The following is a 16332-nucleotide window of genomic DNA, read 5'->3' on the forward strand; positions in this document are numbered from 1 at the left end:
GGGCGGCATGTGAGGTGGGGTCGTCCAGCCGCACATAAATGCCGGGCGAGCCGGCCACCCGGTGCCCGGTCACGCCGAAGTGCGCCAGGGTCTTGATGACGGATTCTTCRATGCGGTAGACGTATTCCTTGACGTAATAGCCGGCACGCTTCAAATCGATGAGCGGGTAGGCCACCACCTGGCCGGGGCCGTGGTAAGTCACCTGGCCGCCGCGGTTGGTCTGCACCACCGGGATGCTGCCGGGGTTCAAAACATGGTCGCTCTTGCCCGCGAGGCCTTGGGTGTAGACCGGTGGATGCTCACAAATCCATAGCTGGTCGGGCAGGCCCCGATTAGGCTGCAGCCCATTTTCGCTTGAAAAACCGGGGTTGCGCGCCGCCGTGAAGGCTTGCATGGCTTCATAGGTGGGCAGGTAGTCGACCTTGCCCAGGTTGCGCGTTTCAGCCTGCATGTTCGGCGTCTGCCCGGATATTGTTTACAGGACTACCTTGACCATCGGGTGCGTCGACAGCGTGCGGTAAAGCTCGTCGAGCTGCTCGCGGCTGGTGGCTGTGACGGTGATGGTGACGCCCAGGTATTTGCCGCCCTTGCTTTCACGCAGCTCGATGGTGGAGGCGTCGAAGGCCGGGTCGAACTGGTGTGCGATGGACGTGATGGCCGCGACCATGCCATCGACCTTCTCACCCATCACCTTGATCGGGAACTGCGAGGGGTACTCGATCAGCGATTCCTGGCGCGAGGGCTCCGTGCTGGGAACACCGATGATTTTGGGGATGTTGGGGGAAGTCGTCATGGCAATGGGTCCTTTCAGGCCGCTTTGGCACGCTGGTATTGGGCGTACAGCTTTGCATAAATGGGGCCAGGTTTGCCTTTTTCCACTCCGTGGCCGACCGGCTGGCCGTCCAGCAGGGTGATGGGCAGAACCTCCTTGGTGGCGGAYGAGAGCAGCAGCTCGTCTGCTGCCAGCACTTCGGCGCGGGTGATGCGGCGCAGCTCAAAAGGAATGCCCGCCGCGCGGCACATCTCTTCGATCAGGCCAAAGCGGATGCCTTCGAGCACCAGGTTGTCCCTGGGCGGCCCCATGACTTTGCCGTCCTTGACGATCCAGACGTTGCTGGAAGCGGCTTCGCTCAGGTAGTCGCCGCGGAACATCACGGTCTCGACCGCGCCAGCGTCCACGCTGATCTGGCGTGAAAACACCGCGCCCAGCAGGCTGGTGCTTTTGATGTGGGCTTTTTCCCAGCGGAAGTCGTCGGCGGTGACGCAGGCCACGCCGTTTTCGCGTGCCTGGTCGCTGGGCAGCTTCATCGGATTGCACATCACGAACACGGTGGGCGTCAGGCCMGGCAGCATGGGGTGGTCGCGCATGGCCACACCGCGGGTGATCTGGATGTACACCAGTTGATTGCCTTTTTCGGCTGAGGCGACCGTGGATTGTGCGCAGGCAGCTATTAATTTAAGAGCAATTTCCAGCCACTCGGCGCTTCCAGCCGCGCCATGTGCTGCTCGAAGCGAAACGGCTTGCCTGCATACGCCGGCACCACTTCATAAATACCGTCGCCGAAGATGAAACCGCGGTCCATCACGCTGATCTTGGCGTCTTTGAGCGGGGTGAATTCGCCGTTGAGGTAGCAGGGGGTGTCGGGAAGGGCGTTGGCGGGAAGCGTTGTCATGGATCGGTTTGAAAAGGAAATGAAACTGTGTCGAGACGGCTACTGCCGGACGGTCTGCACCCGATTGTCTAACGTCTGGCGGTTTGCCGGCGGCGGCGTTTGAACCAGATGCGAACGCGCCAGCCCAGCTTGACCAGCAGGTAGCCGGTAATCGAGCCCAGCACGGCAAAGATGCCCATGCCCAGGATGGCAGGCCCGCCGAAGGAGGCTGCCCACGCCACGATGCCTGAGCCTTCCGAGATGCGGATGGGCGGCGGCGCGTCCAGCAGCAGATCGCCCACCTGATAGGCCAGCCAGAGCCAGAATCCGACGGTGAAAGGGTTGGTAATGAAGGTGATGCCGGCGGCCACCGGAATATTGGCGCGCCACCAGACGCTGTGGGCTGCGGCCGCCACGGTTTGCGCAAATGGCAGGGCAAATGCCCAGAATATGCCGATGGCCACACCGCGCGCCACGGCCTCGTGCTGCAGCCGCCACAGCTGCGGTTCCAGCAGCCGGTGGGCCACCGGCTTGAGCCACCGGTTCGCAACCAGGGCTTCACGTGTCGGCACGGATGCTTTCAGCCGGTCCGTCCAGTGCCGGTGTTGCGGCGCCTTCTTTTTAGGGGCGCTCATGGCAGGCGGTGATCAAGATGGCAGGCTCGCTCCGGCATCAGGCAATAAAGATGACGGCGGCTATCGCCAGCGCGCCCAGCACCAGGTTGACCATGGCCAGAGTGGCGATCTGCCCGACGCGGCGACYGCCCTCGGGCCAGTCGGACGCGCTGACAGCGAGCTTCAAGCGCCGGAAAGGGCCGAAATACAGATGTCCGAACAGCGCGAACATCAAGAGGCCGATGCCGAACATCAGGTGCCAGCCCAGGGGGGCGGTTTTCATGCCCTCGGCCAGCAGCATCGCCAGGCCTGTCACCAGCAGGACGCCGATGGTGGCCCAGACCAGGACGAAAAATCGCTGCATGACCTTTGCGATGAGCGGCAGGCGTTGGGGTGGCGCCAGCTGTTCGGYGACGGCAGGCCGTAAGGCAAACAGCATGAAGACCACCCCGCCCAGCCAGGCAATGGCGGCGGCAATGTGCAGGAATTTCATCAGGGCGGGCATGGCATCTTTCGGTGGGTGGAAGGTGACGGATGCGGGGGCTTGGGCCATCGTCGAGCATCACGTGCAACTACGTAGGAGGGTCGGCGCGCCGTAGTCGCCGGACAATTGTGAACCACCCGCTGCGAGCCGCACCCAAATGATGCGAATCGCCCCTAATTCATATGCAAGCCGGGGGTTTTGTCGGATACGCAGGGGTTTCTACGTATAATCAAGGGCTTTGCTGATAACTGCCCTGTAACTTTTCCGTAATTTGTGACGACCAAAATGGCAAATTCGGCAAAGTCAGCGACAAACCCGGGAAATCCGGGTGTGACAGGGCGGCGTGTCACAGAAGAGATGGAGACTGGTGATGAGGGTTTCAAGCCCTTGACGCGTGAAGAAGCCCAAAAGCTTCGTGAAGCGGACCCCTCGGTTTCACCTTGGGTGGTATTGGCGGGGCAAAGTGTGGTGGGTCTTGTGGTGGCGCTGGCCGCCTGGGGATTGACCGGAAGGCAAAGTGCAGGCTGGTCCGCCCTTTATGGCGCGCTGGCGGTGGTCATCCCGGGTGCGTTGTTTGCGCGCGGCCTGACCAGCAAGATGTCTTCAATGAATCCGGGCGCTGCGGTGGCTGGATTTTTTTTGTGGGAAATGGTCAAGATTGGCCTGACGGTAGCGATGTTGTTCGCTGCTCCCCGAATGGTTTCGGATTTGAGCTGGCCGGCAATGCTGGTTGGCCTTGTAGTGACAATGAAGGTGGTCTGGCTGGTGCTTTGGTTCCAGTCCCGGCCGAAAAAGTTGGCGTAATCCATTTTCAAGAGTTGAAAAGAGTTCGTAAATGGCTGAATCTTCCGGAAACGCTTTGACCGCTGGTGAGTACATTGGTCACCACCTGGTCCATCTGCAAAACCACAAACAGACAGGCATCGTCGACTTTTCCGTTGTCAATTTCGACACGATTTTCTGGGCCATCACCCTCGGTGTGATCGGTATGTTCGTGATGTGGCGTGTGGCCAAAAGCGTGCACGCCGGCGTTCCCGGTCGCCTGCAGGCGGCTGTTGAAATCCTGCTCGAAATGGTGGACAGCCAGGCCAAGGGCATCGTTAAAAACGCCGAATCGCGCAAGGCCGTCGGCCCACTGGCGCTCACCGTATTCATCTGGATTTTCCTGATGAACTCCATGGACTTCCTGCCTGTCGACCTGTTCCACACAATTTTTGCTGTGACCGGCCTCGATCACAGCATTCACAACTTCCGCGTGGTTCCCACGGCCGACCTCTCGGCCACGCTGGGCATGTCCTGCGGCGTGCTGCTGGTTTGCCTGTACTACAACGTCAAGATCAAGGGTTTTGGCGGCTGGGTGCATGAGCTGTTCTCGGCCCCGTTCGGCGACAAATGGTTTTTGTATCCCGTCAACTTCTTGATGCAGATGATCGAATTCGCCGCCAAGACCGTATCTCACGGCCTCCGGCTTTTCGGCAACATGTACGCGGGCGAACTGCTGTTCATGCTGATCGCGCTGATGGGTGCAGTGGGCTTCGGCTCTGCGACTGGTGTGTTCCTCTTCATCGGCCATGTGCTCGCGGGCACGGGCTGGGCAATCTTCCACATCCTGATCGTTGCGCTGCAGGCGTTTATTTTCATGATGTTGACGCTGGTCTATGTGGGGCAGGCCCACGACCATCACTGATTCTCACGAATCAGTTTCCCCTGGTTTTCTGGTTTCCGCTTTCTTTTTTATTTTTGTTAGTTAGTTAAATCCATAGGAGCATTAAATGGAACACGTACTCGGTTTTGTCGCTTTGGCCGCTGGCCTGATCATTGGCCTGGGCGCTGTCGGCGCATGTATCGGCATCGGCATCATGGGCAGCAAATACCTCGAAGCCGCTGCACGCCAGCCTGAGCTGATGAACGAACTGCAGACCAAGATGTTCCTGCTGGCCGGTCTGATCGATGCTGCTTTCCTGATCGGCGTGGGTATTGCCATGCTGTTCGCATTTGCCAACCCGTTTGTGTTGAAGTAAATCGCACGCCTTTCTAGACAACCTACAGAGGTGCCGCTGTGAGTATTAACTCCACATTCTTTGCGCAGCTCGTCGTGTTTGCGATTCTGGTGCTGTTCACGATGAAATTCGTGTGGCCACCAATTGCAGCTGCGCTCGACGAACGCGCCCGGAAGATCGCCGACGGCCTTGCCGCTGCCGATAAAGCCAAGTCTGAACTCTCCGTTGCCAACAAGCGCGTGGAAGAAGAACTGGCCAAATCGCGCAACGAATCGGCAGTGCGCCTGGCGGAAGCCGAGCGCCGCGCCCAGGCCCTGATTGAAGAGGCTAAAGCCCGCGCAACCGAAGAGGGCAGCAAGATCATTGCCGCCGCCAAGGTTGAGGCCGAGCAGCAAACCGTCAAGGCCCGCGAGACCCTGCGTGAGCAGGTCGCCGCACTGGCCGTCAAGGGTGCAGAGCAGATTCTGCGCAAGGAAGTCAATGCCGGTGTGCATGCTGACTTGCTGGGTCGCCTGAAGACCGAACTTTAAGCGAGCGTAAAACATGGCCGAACTAGCCACCATTGCCCGTCCCTACGCTGAAGCGTTGTTCAAGGCATCCGGTTCCGACCTGGGCGGCACCGCCGTCTGGCTCGATGAGCTTGCCGCCATTGCCGCCAACGTGCAGTTGCAGCAATTTGCGGGCAACCCCAGCGTGACGGTAAACCAGACGTTTGACGTAGTTTCCGGGGTGGCCAAAACGAAGCTGCCGGAAGCCGCCAGGAACTTCTTGCGGACCGTGATCGAGAACGGCCGCATCAGCGTCCTGCCGGAAATCGCCGCACAGTTTCGCGCACTGAAAAATGCGCAAAGTGGTTCTTCGGATGCCACCGTTTACAGCGCATTTCCGCTGGAAGGCGCTGCGCTGGCCGATTTGGCAACAACGCTGGAAAAGCGGTTTGGCCGCAAGCTCAACCTTTCGGTCGAGCTTGAGCCGGCGCTGATCGGTGGCGTACGTGTCGTGGTGGGTGACGAGGTGTTGGACACCTCGGTCAAAGCCCGTTTAGAGCAAATGAAAGTGGCGCTGATTTCCTGAGCTTGCGCTCAGGCGCGCCCCGGTTTTTAGCCAACAACATAGAAAGAAGGAAAGAGTCATGCAACTCAATCCCGCAGAAATTTCTGAACTGATCAAGAGCCGCATCGAAGGCTTGACAGCCAGTGCCGATGTCCGCAACCAGGGCACCGTAGTGTCTGTGACCGACGGTATCGTCCGTATCCATGGCCTATCCGACGTGATGCAGGGCGAAATGCTGGAATTTCCCGCAACCGCCGACGGCACGCCGACCTACGGCCTGGCGCTGAATCTTGAGCGCGACTCCGTCGGCTCCGTGATTCTGGGCGAGTACGAGCACATCGCCGAAGGCGACACCGTGAAGTGCACGGGCCGCATCCTGGAAGTGCCTGTGGGTCCTGAGCTGCTTGGCCGTGTGGTCAACGCACTGGGCCAGCCGATTGACGGCAAGGGCCCGATCAACGCCAAGTTGACCGACGTGATCGAAAAGGTCGCGCCCGGCGTGATCGCCCGTAAATCCGTTGACCAGCCCCTGCAGACCGGCCTGAAGTCCATCGACTCCATGGTGCCCGTCGGCCGCGGCCAGCGCGAACTGATCATCGGCGACCGTCAGACCGGCAAGACCGCTGTGGCCATCGACGCCATCATCAACCAGAAGGGCAAAGGCGTTTCCTGCGTCTACGTCGCGATCGGCCAGAAGGCTTCGTCGATCAAGAACGTGGTGCGTTCGCTGGAACAAGCCGGCGCAATGGAATACACCATCGTCGTGGCCGCTTCCGCTTCCGAATCCGCCGCCATGCAATACGTGAGCGCCTACTCTGGCTGCACCATGGGCGAATACTTCCGCGACCGCGGCGAAGACGCGCTGATCGTGTATGACGATTTGTCCAAGCAAGCCGTGGCTTACCGCCAGGTTTCGCTGCTGCTGCGCCGTCCACCAGGACGCGAAGCCTACCCCGGCGACGTGTTCTATCTGCACAGCCGTCTGCTCGAGCGCGCAGCTCGCGTGAACGAGAAGTACGTTGAAGACTTCACCAAGGGCGCCGTCAAGGGCAAGACCGGTTCACTGACCGCACTGCCGATCATTGAAACGCAAGCCGGCGACGTGTCCGCTTTCGTGCCAACCAACGTGATTTCGATCACCGACGGCCAGATCTTCCTGGAAACCAGCCTGTTCAATGCCGGTATTCGTCCCGCCATTAACGCCGGTATCTCGGTGTCCCGCGTCGGCGGTGCTGCCCAGACCAAGCTGATCAAGAATCTGTCCGGCGGTATCCGTACCGACCTGGCCCAGTACCGTGAACTGGCTGCCTTCGCGCAGTTCGCTTCCGACCTGGACGAAGCCACCCGCAAACAGCTGGACCGCGGTGCCCGCGTGACCGAGCTGCTCAAGCAGGCCCAGTACTCGCCTTTGTCCATTTCCAACATGGCCGCTACGCTGTTCGCAGTGAACAAGGGCTTCATGGACGACATCGAAGTCAAGAAGGTCCTGGCTTTCGAACACGGCTTGCACGCCTTCCTGAAGGACAAGAACGCGGCCTTGATGGCCAAGCTCGAAGCCAACAAGGCCATGGACAAGGATGCTGAGGCTGAACTGAACGCGGCTGTGGCCGAGTTCAAGAAGTCGTTTGCCTGATCTCGCCTGACGCATCGTCAAGCAAGTAATTAAGCAACCCTCAGGAACCCCTTAGGAATCCATATGGCAGCAGGCAAGGAAATACGCGGCAAGATCAAATCGGTGGAAAACACCAAGAAGATCACCAAGGCCATGGAGATGGTGGCCGCCTCCAAGATGCGCAAGGCGCAGGAGCGGATGCGCGCTGCCCGTCCTTACAGCGACAAGATCCGCAACATCACGGCCAACCTGAGTCAGGCCAACCCCGAATACACCCACGCGTTCATGGAGTCCAACGACGCCAAGGCCACCGGGTTCATCGTGGTGACGACCGACAAGGGCTTGTGCGGCGGCATGAACACCAACGTGCTGCGCGCCGTGACCTCAAAGCTCAAGGAAGTGCAGGCCGCCGGCCATGATGCGAAGGCTGTGGCCATCGGCAACAAGGGCCTCGGTTTTCTGAACCGTGTGGGCGCCAAGGTGGTGTCGCATGCGACGCAGCTGGGCGACAAGCCGCACCTGGAAAAGCTGATCGGCCCCGTCAAGGTGCTGCTCGATGCCTACAGCGAAGGCAAGATCAATTCGGTGTACCTGTGCTACACCAAGTTCATCAACACCATGCGCCAGGAACCGGTGGTCGAGCAGTTGTTGCCTTTGACGGCAGCGCACCTGCAGGCCGACAAGGACCAGCACGGCTGGGATTACATCTACGAGCCTGACGCGCAAACCGTCATCGACGACTTGCTGATCCGCTATGTGGAAGCGCTGGTCTATCAGGCGGTTGCGGAGAACATGGCGTCCGAGCAGTCTGCCCGCATGGTGGCCATGAAGGCCGCAACGGACAACGCCGGCAGCGTGATCGGCGAACTCAAGCTGGTTTACAACAAAACGCGTCAAGCGGCGATCACGAAAGAACTTTCGGAAATCGTTGCCGGTGCTGCAGCGGTCTGATCGTGGTTTAGGCCGCCACACCCGATTTAAAGATTTAAAGAAACGAAAGAGGATTCAATCATGGCTCAAGCTCAAGGCAAGATTGTTCAGTGTATTGGTGCGGTGGTTGACGTGGAATTCGCGCGCGACCAGATGCCCAAGATCTATGACGCGCTGAAAATGGAAGGCTCCGCGCTGACGCTGGAAGTCCAGCAGCAGCTGGGTGACGGCATCGTGCGCACCATCGCGCTGGGTACCTCCGACGGCCTGCGCCGCGGCAACATGGTTTACAACACCGGCGCCAACATCACCGTTCCCGTGGGCAAAGCCACGCTGGGCCGCATCATGGACGTGCTGGGTGCGCCGATTGACGAGCGCGGCCCGGTCGACCAGACCCTGACCGCCCCCATCCACCGCAAGGCGCCTGCTTATGACGAACTCTCGCCATCGCAGGAACTGCTGGAAACCGGCATCAAGGTGATCGACCTGGTTTGCCCGTTCGCCAAGGGCGGCAAGGTGGGCCTGTTCGGCGGCGCCGGCGTCGGCAAGACCGTGAACATGATGGAACTCATCAACAACATCGCCAAGGCGCACTCGGGTTTGTCCGTGTTTGCCGGTGTGGGTGAACGTACCCGCGAAGGCAATGACTTCTACCACGAGATGGCCGACTCCGGTGTTGTGAACCTCGAGAACCTCGGCGAATCCAAGGTGGCCATGGTCTACGGCCAGATGAACGAGCCCCCAGGAAACCGTCTGCGCGTGGCGCTGACCGGCCTGACGATCGCCGAGTCCTTCCGTGACGAAGGCCGCGACGTGCTGTTCTTCGTGGACAACATCTACCGCTACACACTGGCCGGTACCGAAGTGTCCGCGTTGCTGGGCCGTATGCCTTCCGCCGTGGGCTACCAGCCTACGCTGGCCGAAGAAATGGGCCGCCTGCAAGAGCGCATTACCTCCACCAAGGTTGGCTCCATCACTTCCATCCAGGCCGTTTACGTTCCTGCCGATGACTTGACCGACCCATCGCCTGCCACGACCTTTGCCCACCTGGATTCCACCGTGGTGCTTTCGCGTGACATCGCTTCGCTGGGTATCTACCCTGCGGTGGATCCACTTGACTCCACCAGCCGTCAGCTCGACCCGAACGTTGTGGGAGAAGACCACTACGCCACGGCGCGCGCCGTGCAGGGCACGCTGCAGCGCTACAAGGAACTGCGCGACATCATTGCGATTCTGGGCATGGACGAACTGGCCCCTGAAGACAAGCTGGCCGTGGCCCGCGCCCGCAAGATCCAGCGTTTCCTGTCGCAGCCTTTCCACGTTGCTGAAGTGTTCACCGGCTCTCCCGGCAAGTACGTCAGCCTGGCTGAAACCATTCGCGGCTTCAAGATGATTGTGGCCGGCGAGTGCGATCACCTGCCGGAACAGGCTTTCTACATGGTCGGCACAATTGACGAAGCTTTCGAGAAGGCGAAGAAGGTCTAAGGGCTCAGGCCCTGCAACTTTTTTCCATTAAGGAGCGTTTATGTCAACCACCATTCACGTCGACGTGGTCTCCGCGGAAGAGTCCATCTTCTCCGGTGAAGCGCACTTTGTCGCCTTGCCCGGCGAGGCCGGCGAGCTGGGCATTTACCCGCGCCACACCCCGCTGATCACCCGCATCAAGCCGGGCGCCGTGCGCATCGAGAAGGCTGACGGCAGCGAAGAATTCGTGTTCGTGGCCGGCGGCTTGCTCGAAGTGCAACCGAACTGTGTCACCGTGCTGTCCGACACCGCGATTCGCGGCAAAGACCTGGACGAAGCCAAGGCGATGGAAGCCAAGGCTGCTGCTGAAGAAGCGTTGAAAAACGCAAAAAGCGATATCGATATTGCCATGGCCCAGTCCGAGCTCGCCGTCATGGCCGCCCAGATTGCCGCTTTGCGCAAATATCGGCAGAAAAAGTAAGCTTCCACGCTTCAGAAAAAACCGGCCCTATGGCCGGTTTTTTTATGGGCGCTTCGATCTGGAGAAATTCGAATCAGTTTGGCCGTTCATGCCGTTGGCGAAGCGCTCACAGTCATTCCTGAAAATGACGAAGATGGTTGTTTTGTGCTCCCTCTGCGTAGCGGGCCAACTGGCCGGCCACCCGAGTCCTTCATGAACCCTTTGCGAATGTCTACCTCGTAGGGCGGCCGACGTCCACGTGCGTGCCGCCGGGCAAGCGGCTGATCCGCTGGACGCCGGCTATCTGCGGGTCGAGGACGGAGACCGCGGCGTCCGCTTTATCGAGAAGGGTGCAATCGGCGCGCAGTGAGCAGAAGTGGACGTTGATGGACTAACTGCCCGCCGCCATGAGTGGCTGCGGCGCGACGTTTCATTGCGTCATGCGGAAATCTGGCGTGCTTCCGCTATTCAAGCAAAAAAAGGCCTCCAACCCATACAGGGTGAGCGTAAGCAGCTATCAAATAGGGAGCGATTCCGGAAAAATCGCCTGGCCTGAGCTGGCAAGGTAACAACTGGACACGCTAAATGACAGCCATGGCCCAGGCGGCTCCCTTATCGTTGTGATGGGTTCAAGCCAGCAACGAGGTGCGAAATGGACAGTCTCTTAGACAGCCTGATATGGGGAGAAGAAGCGTCGCCGGAGCGTCGGGCCAGGCGCGCGCGCAAAGCCTGGCTGACGCGGGTTGTGCTCGCGGCAGTCGCCCTCTTTGTGTTGGTCGTGGTTCTGGCGCCCTGACGCGGCGTTATCGGCGCCAGGCCCGCGGTACCTGCGAACCGGCTATTGCAGCCAGGGCGCGTCGGGCAGTTCGTTGGGATTGTTGGGTGCGTCGCCCTGCATACCATCGATGGCAAAGTGCGCCATCAGCAGCGCTGAGGTTTCTTCCAGTGCCTGTGTCAATCCGTCCTCGTACCGGTTCTCCCTGAACGCCTGGGCCATGCGCGACACCGTGGCCTGCCACTGTGCTTGATTCACATGGCGCGCCACGCCGCGGTCCGCCACGATTTCAATGGCGTGCTCGGCCAGCAGCAAATAAATCAGCACACCGTTGTTGTGTTCGGTGTCCCATACCCGCAGCTTCCCGAACATCGTGACCGCGCGCTGGCGCGTGAGCTGGCCGATGGACTGGTGTTTGCCCAGCCGCCACAGGTAGCTCATGGGCAACGAGGCCTCCACGCATATCCGTATTTCGCCGCTGTGCCGCCGCTCGCTGGCCGTCACCCGGCTGGCCAGCCGGTTGAGCATGTCGGGTGCAATTGCGCGCTGGGCGTCGGAGGCATCCAGCCAGAGGTGCTTGAGGATGGTCTTGGGTTTATTGAGCATGTGCCTACCAGTCGCCTGATGCGCCGCCGCCGCCGAAATCACCGCCACCGCCACTGCTGAATCCGCCGCCACTGCTGCTGCCTCCGCCCCAGCTTCCTCCGCTGCTCCCGCCGCCAAAGCCGCCAGTGGTCCAGCCGCCCGAAGAGCGGCTGCCGCTGCCCAGGACGCCGAGGCTGGCCACCAGCGCAAACACCATACCCGCCACAGCCGCCAGGCCGGCCACAATCAGGCTGCTGGTGAACACCCAGGCCAGCACGCCGACGGCGCCGCCGGTGGCGATGGAGCCCAGCTTGCGCCCCAAGACGCCGGCGGCCAGGCGCCCGCCTATCGGCACGGCAAAGAACAGGAACACCGCGAGGTCGGTCCACTCGAAGCCGCTGTCAGCCATGTCCGAAGCACTTTTTTGCTCAGGCACTGGGAGGTTTTCGCCGCTGATCAGCGCCATGATCTGGTCAGCCGCGGCATTCAGCCCGCCGGCAAAGTCGCCCTGTTTCAAGCGCGGGGTGATGGCGGTGTCGATCACCTGGCGCGCCGCGAGGTCCGGAATGGCGCCTTCCAGCGCCTTGGTGGTTTCGATACGGACCTTACGATCGTTCTTGGCCACGACCAGCAGCAGCCCGTCGCCCACGCTTTTGCGTCCAATTTTCCAGGCATCGCCCACACGCTGGGCATAAGCGGCGATGTCTTCGGGCTGGGTGCTGGGCACGACGAGCACCACCACCTGTGCGCCGCGGCTTTGTTGAAACGCAACCAGTTTGGCCTCCAGGGCGGCGCGTTGCGTGGCATCCAGCGTACCAGTGCTGTCCATGACATGCGCCGTGAGGGCCGGCACCGGCTGGACGCCTTGCGCCCAGGCCACAAGGGGCAGCCACACGGCCAGCAACAATCCCGCCATCCAGCGGAGGAGGCTACGGCCCAATATCCAACCCGCTAGTTGCTGCACAGCAAGTCCTGTAGAAACTTATTTCTTCGTGAAGTCCACCACAGGCGGTGCGGAAATCTGTGCCTCATTGGCCACGGTGAAGTTCGGCTTGACGTTGTAGCTGAAGACCATGGCCGTCAGGTTGCTTGGGAAACTGCGTGTCAGCACGTTGTATTCCTGGACCGCCTGGATGTAGCGATTGCGTGCTACCGTGATGCGGTTTTCGGTGCCTTCCAGCTGCACGCGCAGGTCACGAAAACCCTGGTTGGCCTTGAGGTCGGGGTAGCGTTCACTGACCACCATCAGGCGGCTCAGCGCACTGCCCAATTCGCCTTGCGCTGCCTGGAATTTTTTGAAGGCTGCCGGATCGTTCAGGGTTTCCGGCGTCACCTGGATGGAGGTGGCCTTGGCGCGTGCTTCAATCACCTTGGTCAGGGTGTCCTGTTCAAAAGCGGCTTCGCCCTTGACCGTGGCCACAATGTTGGGCACCAGGTCGGCACGGCGCTGGTACTGGTTCAGCACTTCAGACCAGGCCGATTTGGTTTGCTCGTCGAGGCGCTGAAAGTCGTTGTAGCCGCAACCCGTGAGGAGCAGGCCCAGCATGCTGACAAGGAACAGGTTTAAAAAGCGGGATTTCATGACGATGTCTTTCGAAAATGCAAGCCGCAACACTAACATAGTCGAATGTCGATGACGCCTCATTCCCCCGGGTCCGTGCAGGCATTCCAAGCTCTGCAGGCCAACCTGCGCCCCTTGGCGGCGGCAGCCGCGAAACCACGTCTGATGATTGCGGGCGCGACCGGCGTGYTGGGCAATGAAGTGTTGCGCCGCCTTGTGGGCCGCGGACGTTATGCGCACACCGAGGTGCTGGCTACTGAAACCATGACCACCGGTATGGCCGGCGTGGGGATTGTGCTGGCAGGTGATGCTTCAGCAATCGAGGCATGGCCCGCGCGGCCTCAGCTTGTTCATACCGGCCTGGTCATGTTTGAGCCGCCACGGCTTTTTTATGGGCGTGAGCGCACACTGTGGACGCCCGTGCCGGGACAACTGCCGGTGCTGGCCCGCTGGTTGAAACGCTGTGGCGCACAGACACTGGTTGTGGTGGTGCCCCACGCTTCGGGGCGTTTACCCGATGCCCTCAAGCGCGGACTGGCCGACCTCGATGAGCAAGCCGTGGCTTCACTGGGCTTTGAACGCGTGTTGTTGGTGCGCTCGGCGCGCAAGACCGAAGGTATTGCGGGCGCCAATTTTTTCGAGAAGACGGCGTCGTGGATGCTGTCGACCCTCAAGTTCATGATTCCCGCAGCCGAGCAGCCGGTGCGTCCTGCCAAGCTGGCAGAGTTTATCGACGCAGCGCTGCAGGTTTTGCCGCCGGGTACCCATGTGGCCGCGCCTGAGGTGCTTTGGCAGGCTAACCAGAGCGGCGGAAACGGCCGGCGTATCGGGCCGCAAGACAACAGCATGCAAGGTGTCGTACGCTCGTGGCTTGCTGCAAGGCTCAATCCCGAGCAGAATTCACCACCCAACGCCAAGCCGGACTGACGCCTTCCCATGCCCAAACCCAAAGTCCCGCCCGCCAGCAGCGGCAACGCCGATGACATCGAGGCGGCTTTTTATGACGCGCTGCAAAGCGGCGACATCGAAAAGCTCATGGCCTGCTGGGGCGATGACGACGACATCGTCTGTGTGCACCCGGGTGGCGCCCGGCTGGTGGGCCCGGCGGCCATACGCGCCACTTTTGACGCCATGTTTGCCAATGGCACCATCAATGCCCAGGCCATCAAGGTGCGAAAGGTCGAGACCATGAGCGCCTGCGTGCACAGCGTGCTGGAACGCATCGAGGTGCTGACCGATGAAGGGCCACGGCATGCCTACGTGATTGCCACCAATGTGTATCACAAGGGTGCGCAAGGCTGGCGCATGGTGGCACACCATGCCAGTCCCGGCACGCCGCGAGAAATGCAGGAAGTGTCGGAAACACCGACCGTCCTGCACTGAAGGGCCTGCGGTGAAATACGCAGCACCCTGGTGGCTGCCGGGCGGCAATTTGCAGACCATCTGGGCTGCGCTGCGGTCACGCCGCTACCTGGGCCCGCCGCCCGTGTTTCGCCGCGAGCGCTGGGATACCCCCGATAGCGACTTTGTCGACGTTGACTGGATGCTCGATGGAAACGAGCCTTCGTCGGGGCTTCCGGCAGCTTCCCCGACGGGCAACGAATCCATCGAGATGAGACGCAAGGAATCGCGCAAGGAAGTGCCACTCCTGGTGGTGTTTCATGGGCTTGAGGGGTCATCTGCCAGCCACTACGCCGAAGCGCTTGCCGATGTGGCTCGCGAGCGCGGCTGGGGCTGCGCCATTCCACACTTCCGGGGGTGTTCCGGTGAATTGAACCTAGCGCCGCGGGCTTATCACTCAGGAGATTTTGCAGAGATAGACTGGATACTGCGGCGCTTTGCGCAGGCCCATTCCGGGCCGGTCGTTGCCGTAGGCATTTCATTGGGTGGCAATGCGTTGATGCGCTGGGCCGGCGAGCTTGGCGCGGAGGCCCGCCAGGTGGTTAGCGGTATTGCGTCCGTCTGTTCGCCGCTGGACCTGACGGCCAGCGGCTGGGCCATAGGTCGGGGATTCAACCGGCAGGTCTACACCCGCATGTTCCTGAGAACCATGGTGCCGAAGGCGCTGAAAAAACTGGAGCAGCACCCAGGTCTTTTTGACCGCGACCGATTGCTGGCCGCGCGCGACTTGTACGCTTTCGACAATGTATTCACCGCGCCTGTCCACGGGTTCAAGGATGCGGATGACTACTGGCTGCGTGCCTCTGCCAAGCCGCATTTGCGCAGCATTGCCGTGCCGGCGCTGGCCCTGAACGCGCTGAACGATCCCTTTGTGCCGGCCGGCAGCCTGCCGCAAACCGCAGACGCCGGCAGCCATGTCACGCTTTGGCAGCCGGCACAGGGCGGCCATGTCGGGTTTCCTTCGCCGCCATTTCCTGGTCATGTGCGTGCCATGCCGGAAGCGGTCACCGGTTTCCTGGCTGCGCATCTTTGATGCTTACCCATAACCCTGCCCACATCGCACCTGCCGTGTGCAGCGCAAAATAGCGGCATGGATGACATCGTCAGGCAGGCCATTGCGAAATGGCCCAATGTTCCCGACTGCTACGGCTGGCTGGGGCTGGACGCACGCGGCAATTGGTACATGCGTGATGAGAGGGCCCAGGCCGCGGGACCTTTTGGTGGCGCGCCTGGCCTGGATGCCGCGCGCCATGCGGCCAGCAAGGGCTCGCTGCTCAAGCACGACAAGCTGATCGATTTCATTCAGCGGAATTATGAAAGCGACGCTGCTGGCCAGTGGTTCTTCCAGAATGGGCCACAGCGCGTGTATGTGGAGCTCGAAGTGACGCCGCTGGTCTGGCGTGTCGCCCCGGCACCTATGTTTGAGGTCACAGCCCATTCCGGCCAAACGGCGCGGCCGCAGCGCTGCATCGTGGACGAATCCGGCAGGGTCTACCTGGAAACCGACCTGGGTTTTGGCCTCGTTCATACCCAGGACATGACGCATGCGGCTGACGCGATAGAGCAGGGCCTGTGGGTGCCCGAGGAAGTCCTGGCCAGCGATTTGTCGCGCCGGTTCGGCTATGTGCGAAGCCCTCAGCTGCTACAAAAAAAGTAGCTGTTTGCGCTGGCTCTGCTTGGGTTGCAGCCCATTTCCTTTTGAATTTACATCAAATTTCCATTAAAAAAGCCGGTCATTGAC

General features: G+C 60.8%; 21 protein-coding genes and 1 pseudogene. 14 read left to right on the top strand and 8 right to left on the bottom strand.

Annotated elements, in window-relative coordinates; translation table 11 throughout:
- The 5 genes and pseudogenes from lipB to AC1D1P_RS03565 all read right to left on the bottom strand — a co-directional run.
- Window positions 1-451: lipoyl(octanoyl) transferase LipB (gene lipB / locus AC1D1P_RS03545; protein WP_477672103.1), on the bottom strand; the 451-nt coding region annotated here is incomplete at its 3' end.
- 24 nt (window positions 452-475) lie between these two features.
- Window positions 476-793 carry an HP0495 family protein gene (locus AC1D1P_RS03550; protein ID WP_477668857.1) on the bottom strand — a complete coding sequence of 106 codons (318 nt, stop codon included), beginning with the start codon at window positions 791-793 and terminating at the stop codon, window positions 476-478.
- A 14-nt stretch (window positions 794-807) separates the two neighbouring features.
- Window positions 808-1673, bottom strand: a pseudogene (locus tag AC1D1P_RS03555) (aminotransferase class IV).
- Window positions 1674-1741: 68 nt separating this feature from the next.
- On the bottom strand, window positions 1742-2287 hold the full coding sequence (locus AC1D1P_RS03560; RefSeq protein WP_477668855.1) for a DUF2062 domain-containing protein: 546 nt from the start codon (window positions 2285-2287) through the stop codon (window positions 1742-1744).
- 37 nt (window positions 2288-2324) lie between these two features.
- Window positions 2325-2771, bottom strand: a complete 447-nt coding sequence (locus tag AC1D1P_RS03565) for a DUF4149 domain-containing protein (protein ID WP_477672104.1) — start codon at window positions 2769-2771, stop codon at window positions 2325-2327.
- Window positions 2772-3035: 264 nt separating this feature from the next.
- On the opposite strand from AC1D1P_RS03565, the gene AC1D1P_RS03570 reads away from it, so the two are divergent.
- From AC1D1P_RS03570 to AC1D1P_RS03615, 10 genes are all read left to right on the top strand, one after another.
- The gene (locus AC1D1P_RS03570) at window positions 3036-3554 is read left to right on the top strand and encodes an ATP synthase subunit I (RefSeq protein ID WP_477668938.1); all 519 of its coding nucleotides are present in this window, start codon (window positions 3036-3038) and stop codon (window positions 3552-3554) included.
- 31 nt (window positions 3555-3585) lie between these two features.
- Entirely contained in the window at window positions 3586-4437 is an 852-nt protein-coding gene (gene atpB, locus AC1D1P_RS03575; RefSeq protein WP_457281586.1) for a F0F1 ATP synthase subunit A, read from the top strand.
- 85 nt (window positions 4438-4522) lie between these two features.
- The gene (gene atpE, locus AC1D1P_RS03580) at window positions 4523-4771 is read left to right on the top strand and encodes a F0F1 ATP synthase subunit C (RefSeq protein ID WP_293400282.1); all 249 of its coding nucleotides are present in this window, start codon (window positions 4523-4525) and stop codon (window positions 4769-4771) included.
- Between the two features lie 38 nt (window positions 4772-4809).
- Window positions 4810-5280, top strand: coding sequence for a F0F1 ATP synthase subunit B (locus tag AC1D1P_RS03585; protein ID WP_457281585.1), 471 nt, complete (start codon window positions 4810-4812; stop codon window positions 5278-5280).
- Window positions 5281-5293: 13 nt separating this feature from the next.
- Window positions 5294-5824: a F0F1 ATP synthase subunit delta gene (locus AC1D1P_RS03590; protein ID WP_477668853.1), complete on the top strand. Its 531-nt coding sequence runs from the start codon at window positions 5294-5296 to the stop codon at window positions 5822-5824.
- A 58-nt stretch (window positions 5825-5882) separates the two neighbouring features.
- Window positions 5883-7436 carry a F0F1 ATP synthase subunit alpha gene (atpA, locus tag AC1D1P_RS03595; protein WP_457281583.1) on the top strand — a complete coding sequence of 518 codons (1554 nt, stop codon included), beginning with the start codon at window positions 5883-5885 and terminating at the stop codon, window positions 7434-7436.
- Between the two features lie 63 nt (window positions 7437-7499).
- Window positions 7500-8366: a F0F1 ATP synthase subunit gamma gene (gene atpG, locus AC1D1P_RS03600; protein ID WP_457281582.1), complete on the top strand. Its 867-nt coding sequence runs from the start codon at window positions 7500-7502 to the stop codon at window positions 8364-8366.
- A gap of 60 nt (window positions 8367-8426) precedes the next feature.
- Window positions 8427-9830, top strand: a complete 1404-nt coding sequence (gene atpD / locus AC1D1P_RS03605; RefSeq protein ID WP_293400292.1) for a F0F1 ATP synthase subunit beta — start codon at window positions 8427-8429, stop codon at window positions 9828-9830.
- 40 nt (window positions 9831-9870) lie between these two features.
- Complete coding sequence (locus tag AC1D1P_RS03610) at window positions 9871-10290, top strand: F0F1 ATP synthase subunit epsilon (protein WP_477648282.1); 420 nt, start codon at window positions 9871-9873, stop codon at window positions 10288-10290.
- A 631-nt stretch (window positions 10291-10921) separates the two neighbouring features.
- A complete protein-coding gene (locus AC1D1P_RS03615) occupies window positions 10922-11065 on the top strand; it encodes a hypothetical protein (RefSeq protein WP_457281580.1) in 144 nt (47 codons plus the stop codon).
- A gap of 42 nt (window positions 11066-11107) precedes the next feature.
- Here the strand turns inward: AC1D1P_RS03615 and AC1D1P_RS03620 are convergent, their stop codons facing one another.
- From AC1D1P_RS03620 to AC1D1P_RS03630, 3 genes are all read right to left on the bottom strand, one after another.
- On the bottom strand, window positions 11108-11650 hold the full coding sequence (locus AC1D1P_RS03620) for a TPM domain-containing protein (RefSeq protein ID WP_477668851.1): 543 nt from the start codon (window positions 11648-11650) through the stop codon (window positions 11108-11110).
- Window positions 11651-11654: 4 nt separating this feature from the next.
- Window positions 11655-12545, bottom strand: a complete 891-nt coding sequence (locus tag AC1D1P_RS03625; protein WP_477672107.1) for a TPM domain-containing protein — start codon at window positions 12543-12545, stop codon at window positions 11655-11657.
- A 66-nt stretch (window positions 12546-12611) separates the two neighbouring features.
- Window positions 12612-13211, bottom strand: coding sequence for a LemA family protein (locus AC1D1P_RS03630; RefSeq protein WP_477668850.1), 600 nt, complete (start codon window positions 13209-13211; stop codon window positions 12612-12614).
- Between the two features lie 75 nt (window positions 13212-13286).
- On the opposite strand from AC1D1P_RS03630, the gene AC1D1P_RS03635 reads away from it, so the two are divergent.
- Genes AC1D1P_RS03635 through AC1D1P_RS03650 form a run of 4 tightly spaced genes read left to right on the top strand, consistent with a single transcriptional unit; the run spans window position 13287 to window position 16248 of the window.
- A complete protein-coding gene (locus AC1D1P_RS03635; RefSeq protein ID WP_477672105.1) occupies window positions 13287-14117 on the top strand; it encodes a hypothetical protein in 831 nt (276 codons plus the stop codon).
- Window positions 14118-14126: 9 nt separating this feature from the next.
- On the top strand, window positions 14127-14573 hold the full coding sequence (locus tag AC1D1P_RS03640) for a YybH family protein (RefSeq protein WP_477668848.1): 447 nt from the start codon (window positions 14127-14129) through the stop codon (window positions 14571-14573).
- A 10-nt stretch (window positions 14574-14583) separates the two neighbouring features.
- Window positions 14584-15624, top strand: coding sequence for a YheT family hydrolase (locus AC1D1P_RS03645; protein ID WP_477672106.1), 1041 nt, complete (start codon window positions 14584-14586; stop codon window positions 15622-15624).
- A 57-nt stretch (window positions 15625-15681) separates the two neighbouring features.
- Window positions 15682-16248 (top strand): DUF2946 family protein, encoded by a 567-nt coding sequence (locus tag AC1D1P_RS03650; RefSeq protein WP_477668846.1) that lies wholly within the window; start codon window positions 15682-15684, stop codon window positions 16246-16248.
- Window positions 16249-16332: the final 84 nt, after the last annotated feature.

Source organism: Polaromonas sp. P1_E1_2 (genome assembly GCF_056406035.1).

What these genes read in the sequence shown, in the direction of transcription:
- AC1D1P_RS03550 (WP_477668857.1), bottom strand. Translation starts at nt 793, where the DNA reads ATGACGACTTCCCCCAACATCCCCAAAATCATCGGTGTTCCCAGCACG.
- AC1D1P_RS03560 (WP_477668855.1), bottom strand. Translation starts at nt 2,287, where the DNA reads ATGAGCGCCCCTAAAAAGAAGGCGCCGCAACACCGGCACTGGACGGAC.
- AC1D1P_RS03570 (WP_477668938.1), top strand. Translation starts at nt 3,036, where the DNA reads ATGGCAAATTCGGCAAAGTCAGCGACAAACCCGGGAAATCCGGGTGTG.
- atpB (WP_457281586.1), top strand. Translation starts at nt 3,586, where the DNA reads ATGGCTGAATCTTCCGGAAACGCTTTGACCGCTGGTGAGTACATTGGT.
- atpE (WP_293400282.1), top strand. Translation starts at nt 4,523, where the DNA reads ATGGAACACGTACTCGGTTTTGTCGCTTTGGCCGCTGGCCTGATCATT.
- AC1D1P_RS03590 (WP_477668853.1), top strand. Translation starts at nt 5,294, where the DNA reads ATGGCCGAACTAGCCACCATTGCCCGTCCCTACGCTGAAGCGTTGTTC.
- atpA (WP_457281583.1), top strand. Translation starts at nt 5,883, where the DNA reads ATGCAACTCAATCCCGCAGAAATTTCTGAACTGATCAAGAGCCGCATC.
- atpG (WP_457281582.1), top strand. Translation starts at nt 7,500, where the DNA reads ATGGCAGCAGGCAAGGAAATACGCGGCAAGATCAAATCGGTGGAAAAC.
- atpD (WP_293400292.1), top strand. Translation starts at nt 8,427, where the DNA reads ATGGCTCAAGCTCAAGGCAAGATTGTTCAGTGTATTGGTGCGGTGGTT.
- AC1D1P_RS03610 (WP_477648282.1), top strand. Translation starts at nt 9,871, where the DNA reads ATGTCAACCACCATTCACGTCGACGTGGTCTCCGCGGAAGAGTCCATC.
- AC1D1P_RS03615 (WP_457281580.1), top strand. Translation starts at nt 10,922, where the DNA reads ATGGACAGTCTCTTAGACAGCCTGATATGGGGAGAAGAAGCGTCGCCG.
- AC1D1P_RS03620 (WP_477668851.1), bottom strand. Translation starts at nt 11,650, where the DNA reads ATGCTCAATAAACCCAAGACCATCCTCAAGCACCTCTGGCTGGATGCC.
- AC1D1P_RS03625 (WP_477672107.1), bottom strand. Translation starts at nt 12,545, where the DNA reads ATGGCGGGATTGTTGCTGGCCGTGTGGCTGCCCCTTGTGGCCTGGGCG.
- AC1D1P_RS03630 (WP_477668850.1), bottom strand. Translation starts at nt 13,211, where the DNA reads ATGAAATCCCGCTTTTTAAACCTGTTCCTTGTCAGCATGCTGGGCCTG.
- AC1D1P_RS03640 (WP_477668848.1), top strand. Translation starts at nt 14,127, where the DNA reads ATGCCCAAACCCAAAGTCCCGCCCGCCAGCAGCGGCAACGCCGATGAC.
- AC1D1P_RS03650 (WP_477668846.1), top strand. Translation starts at nt 15,682, where the DNA reads ATGGATGACATCGTCAGGCAGGCCATTGCGAAATGGCCCAATGTTCCC.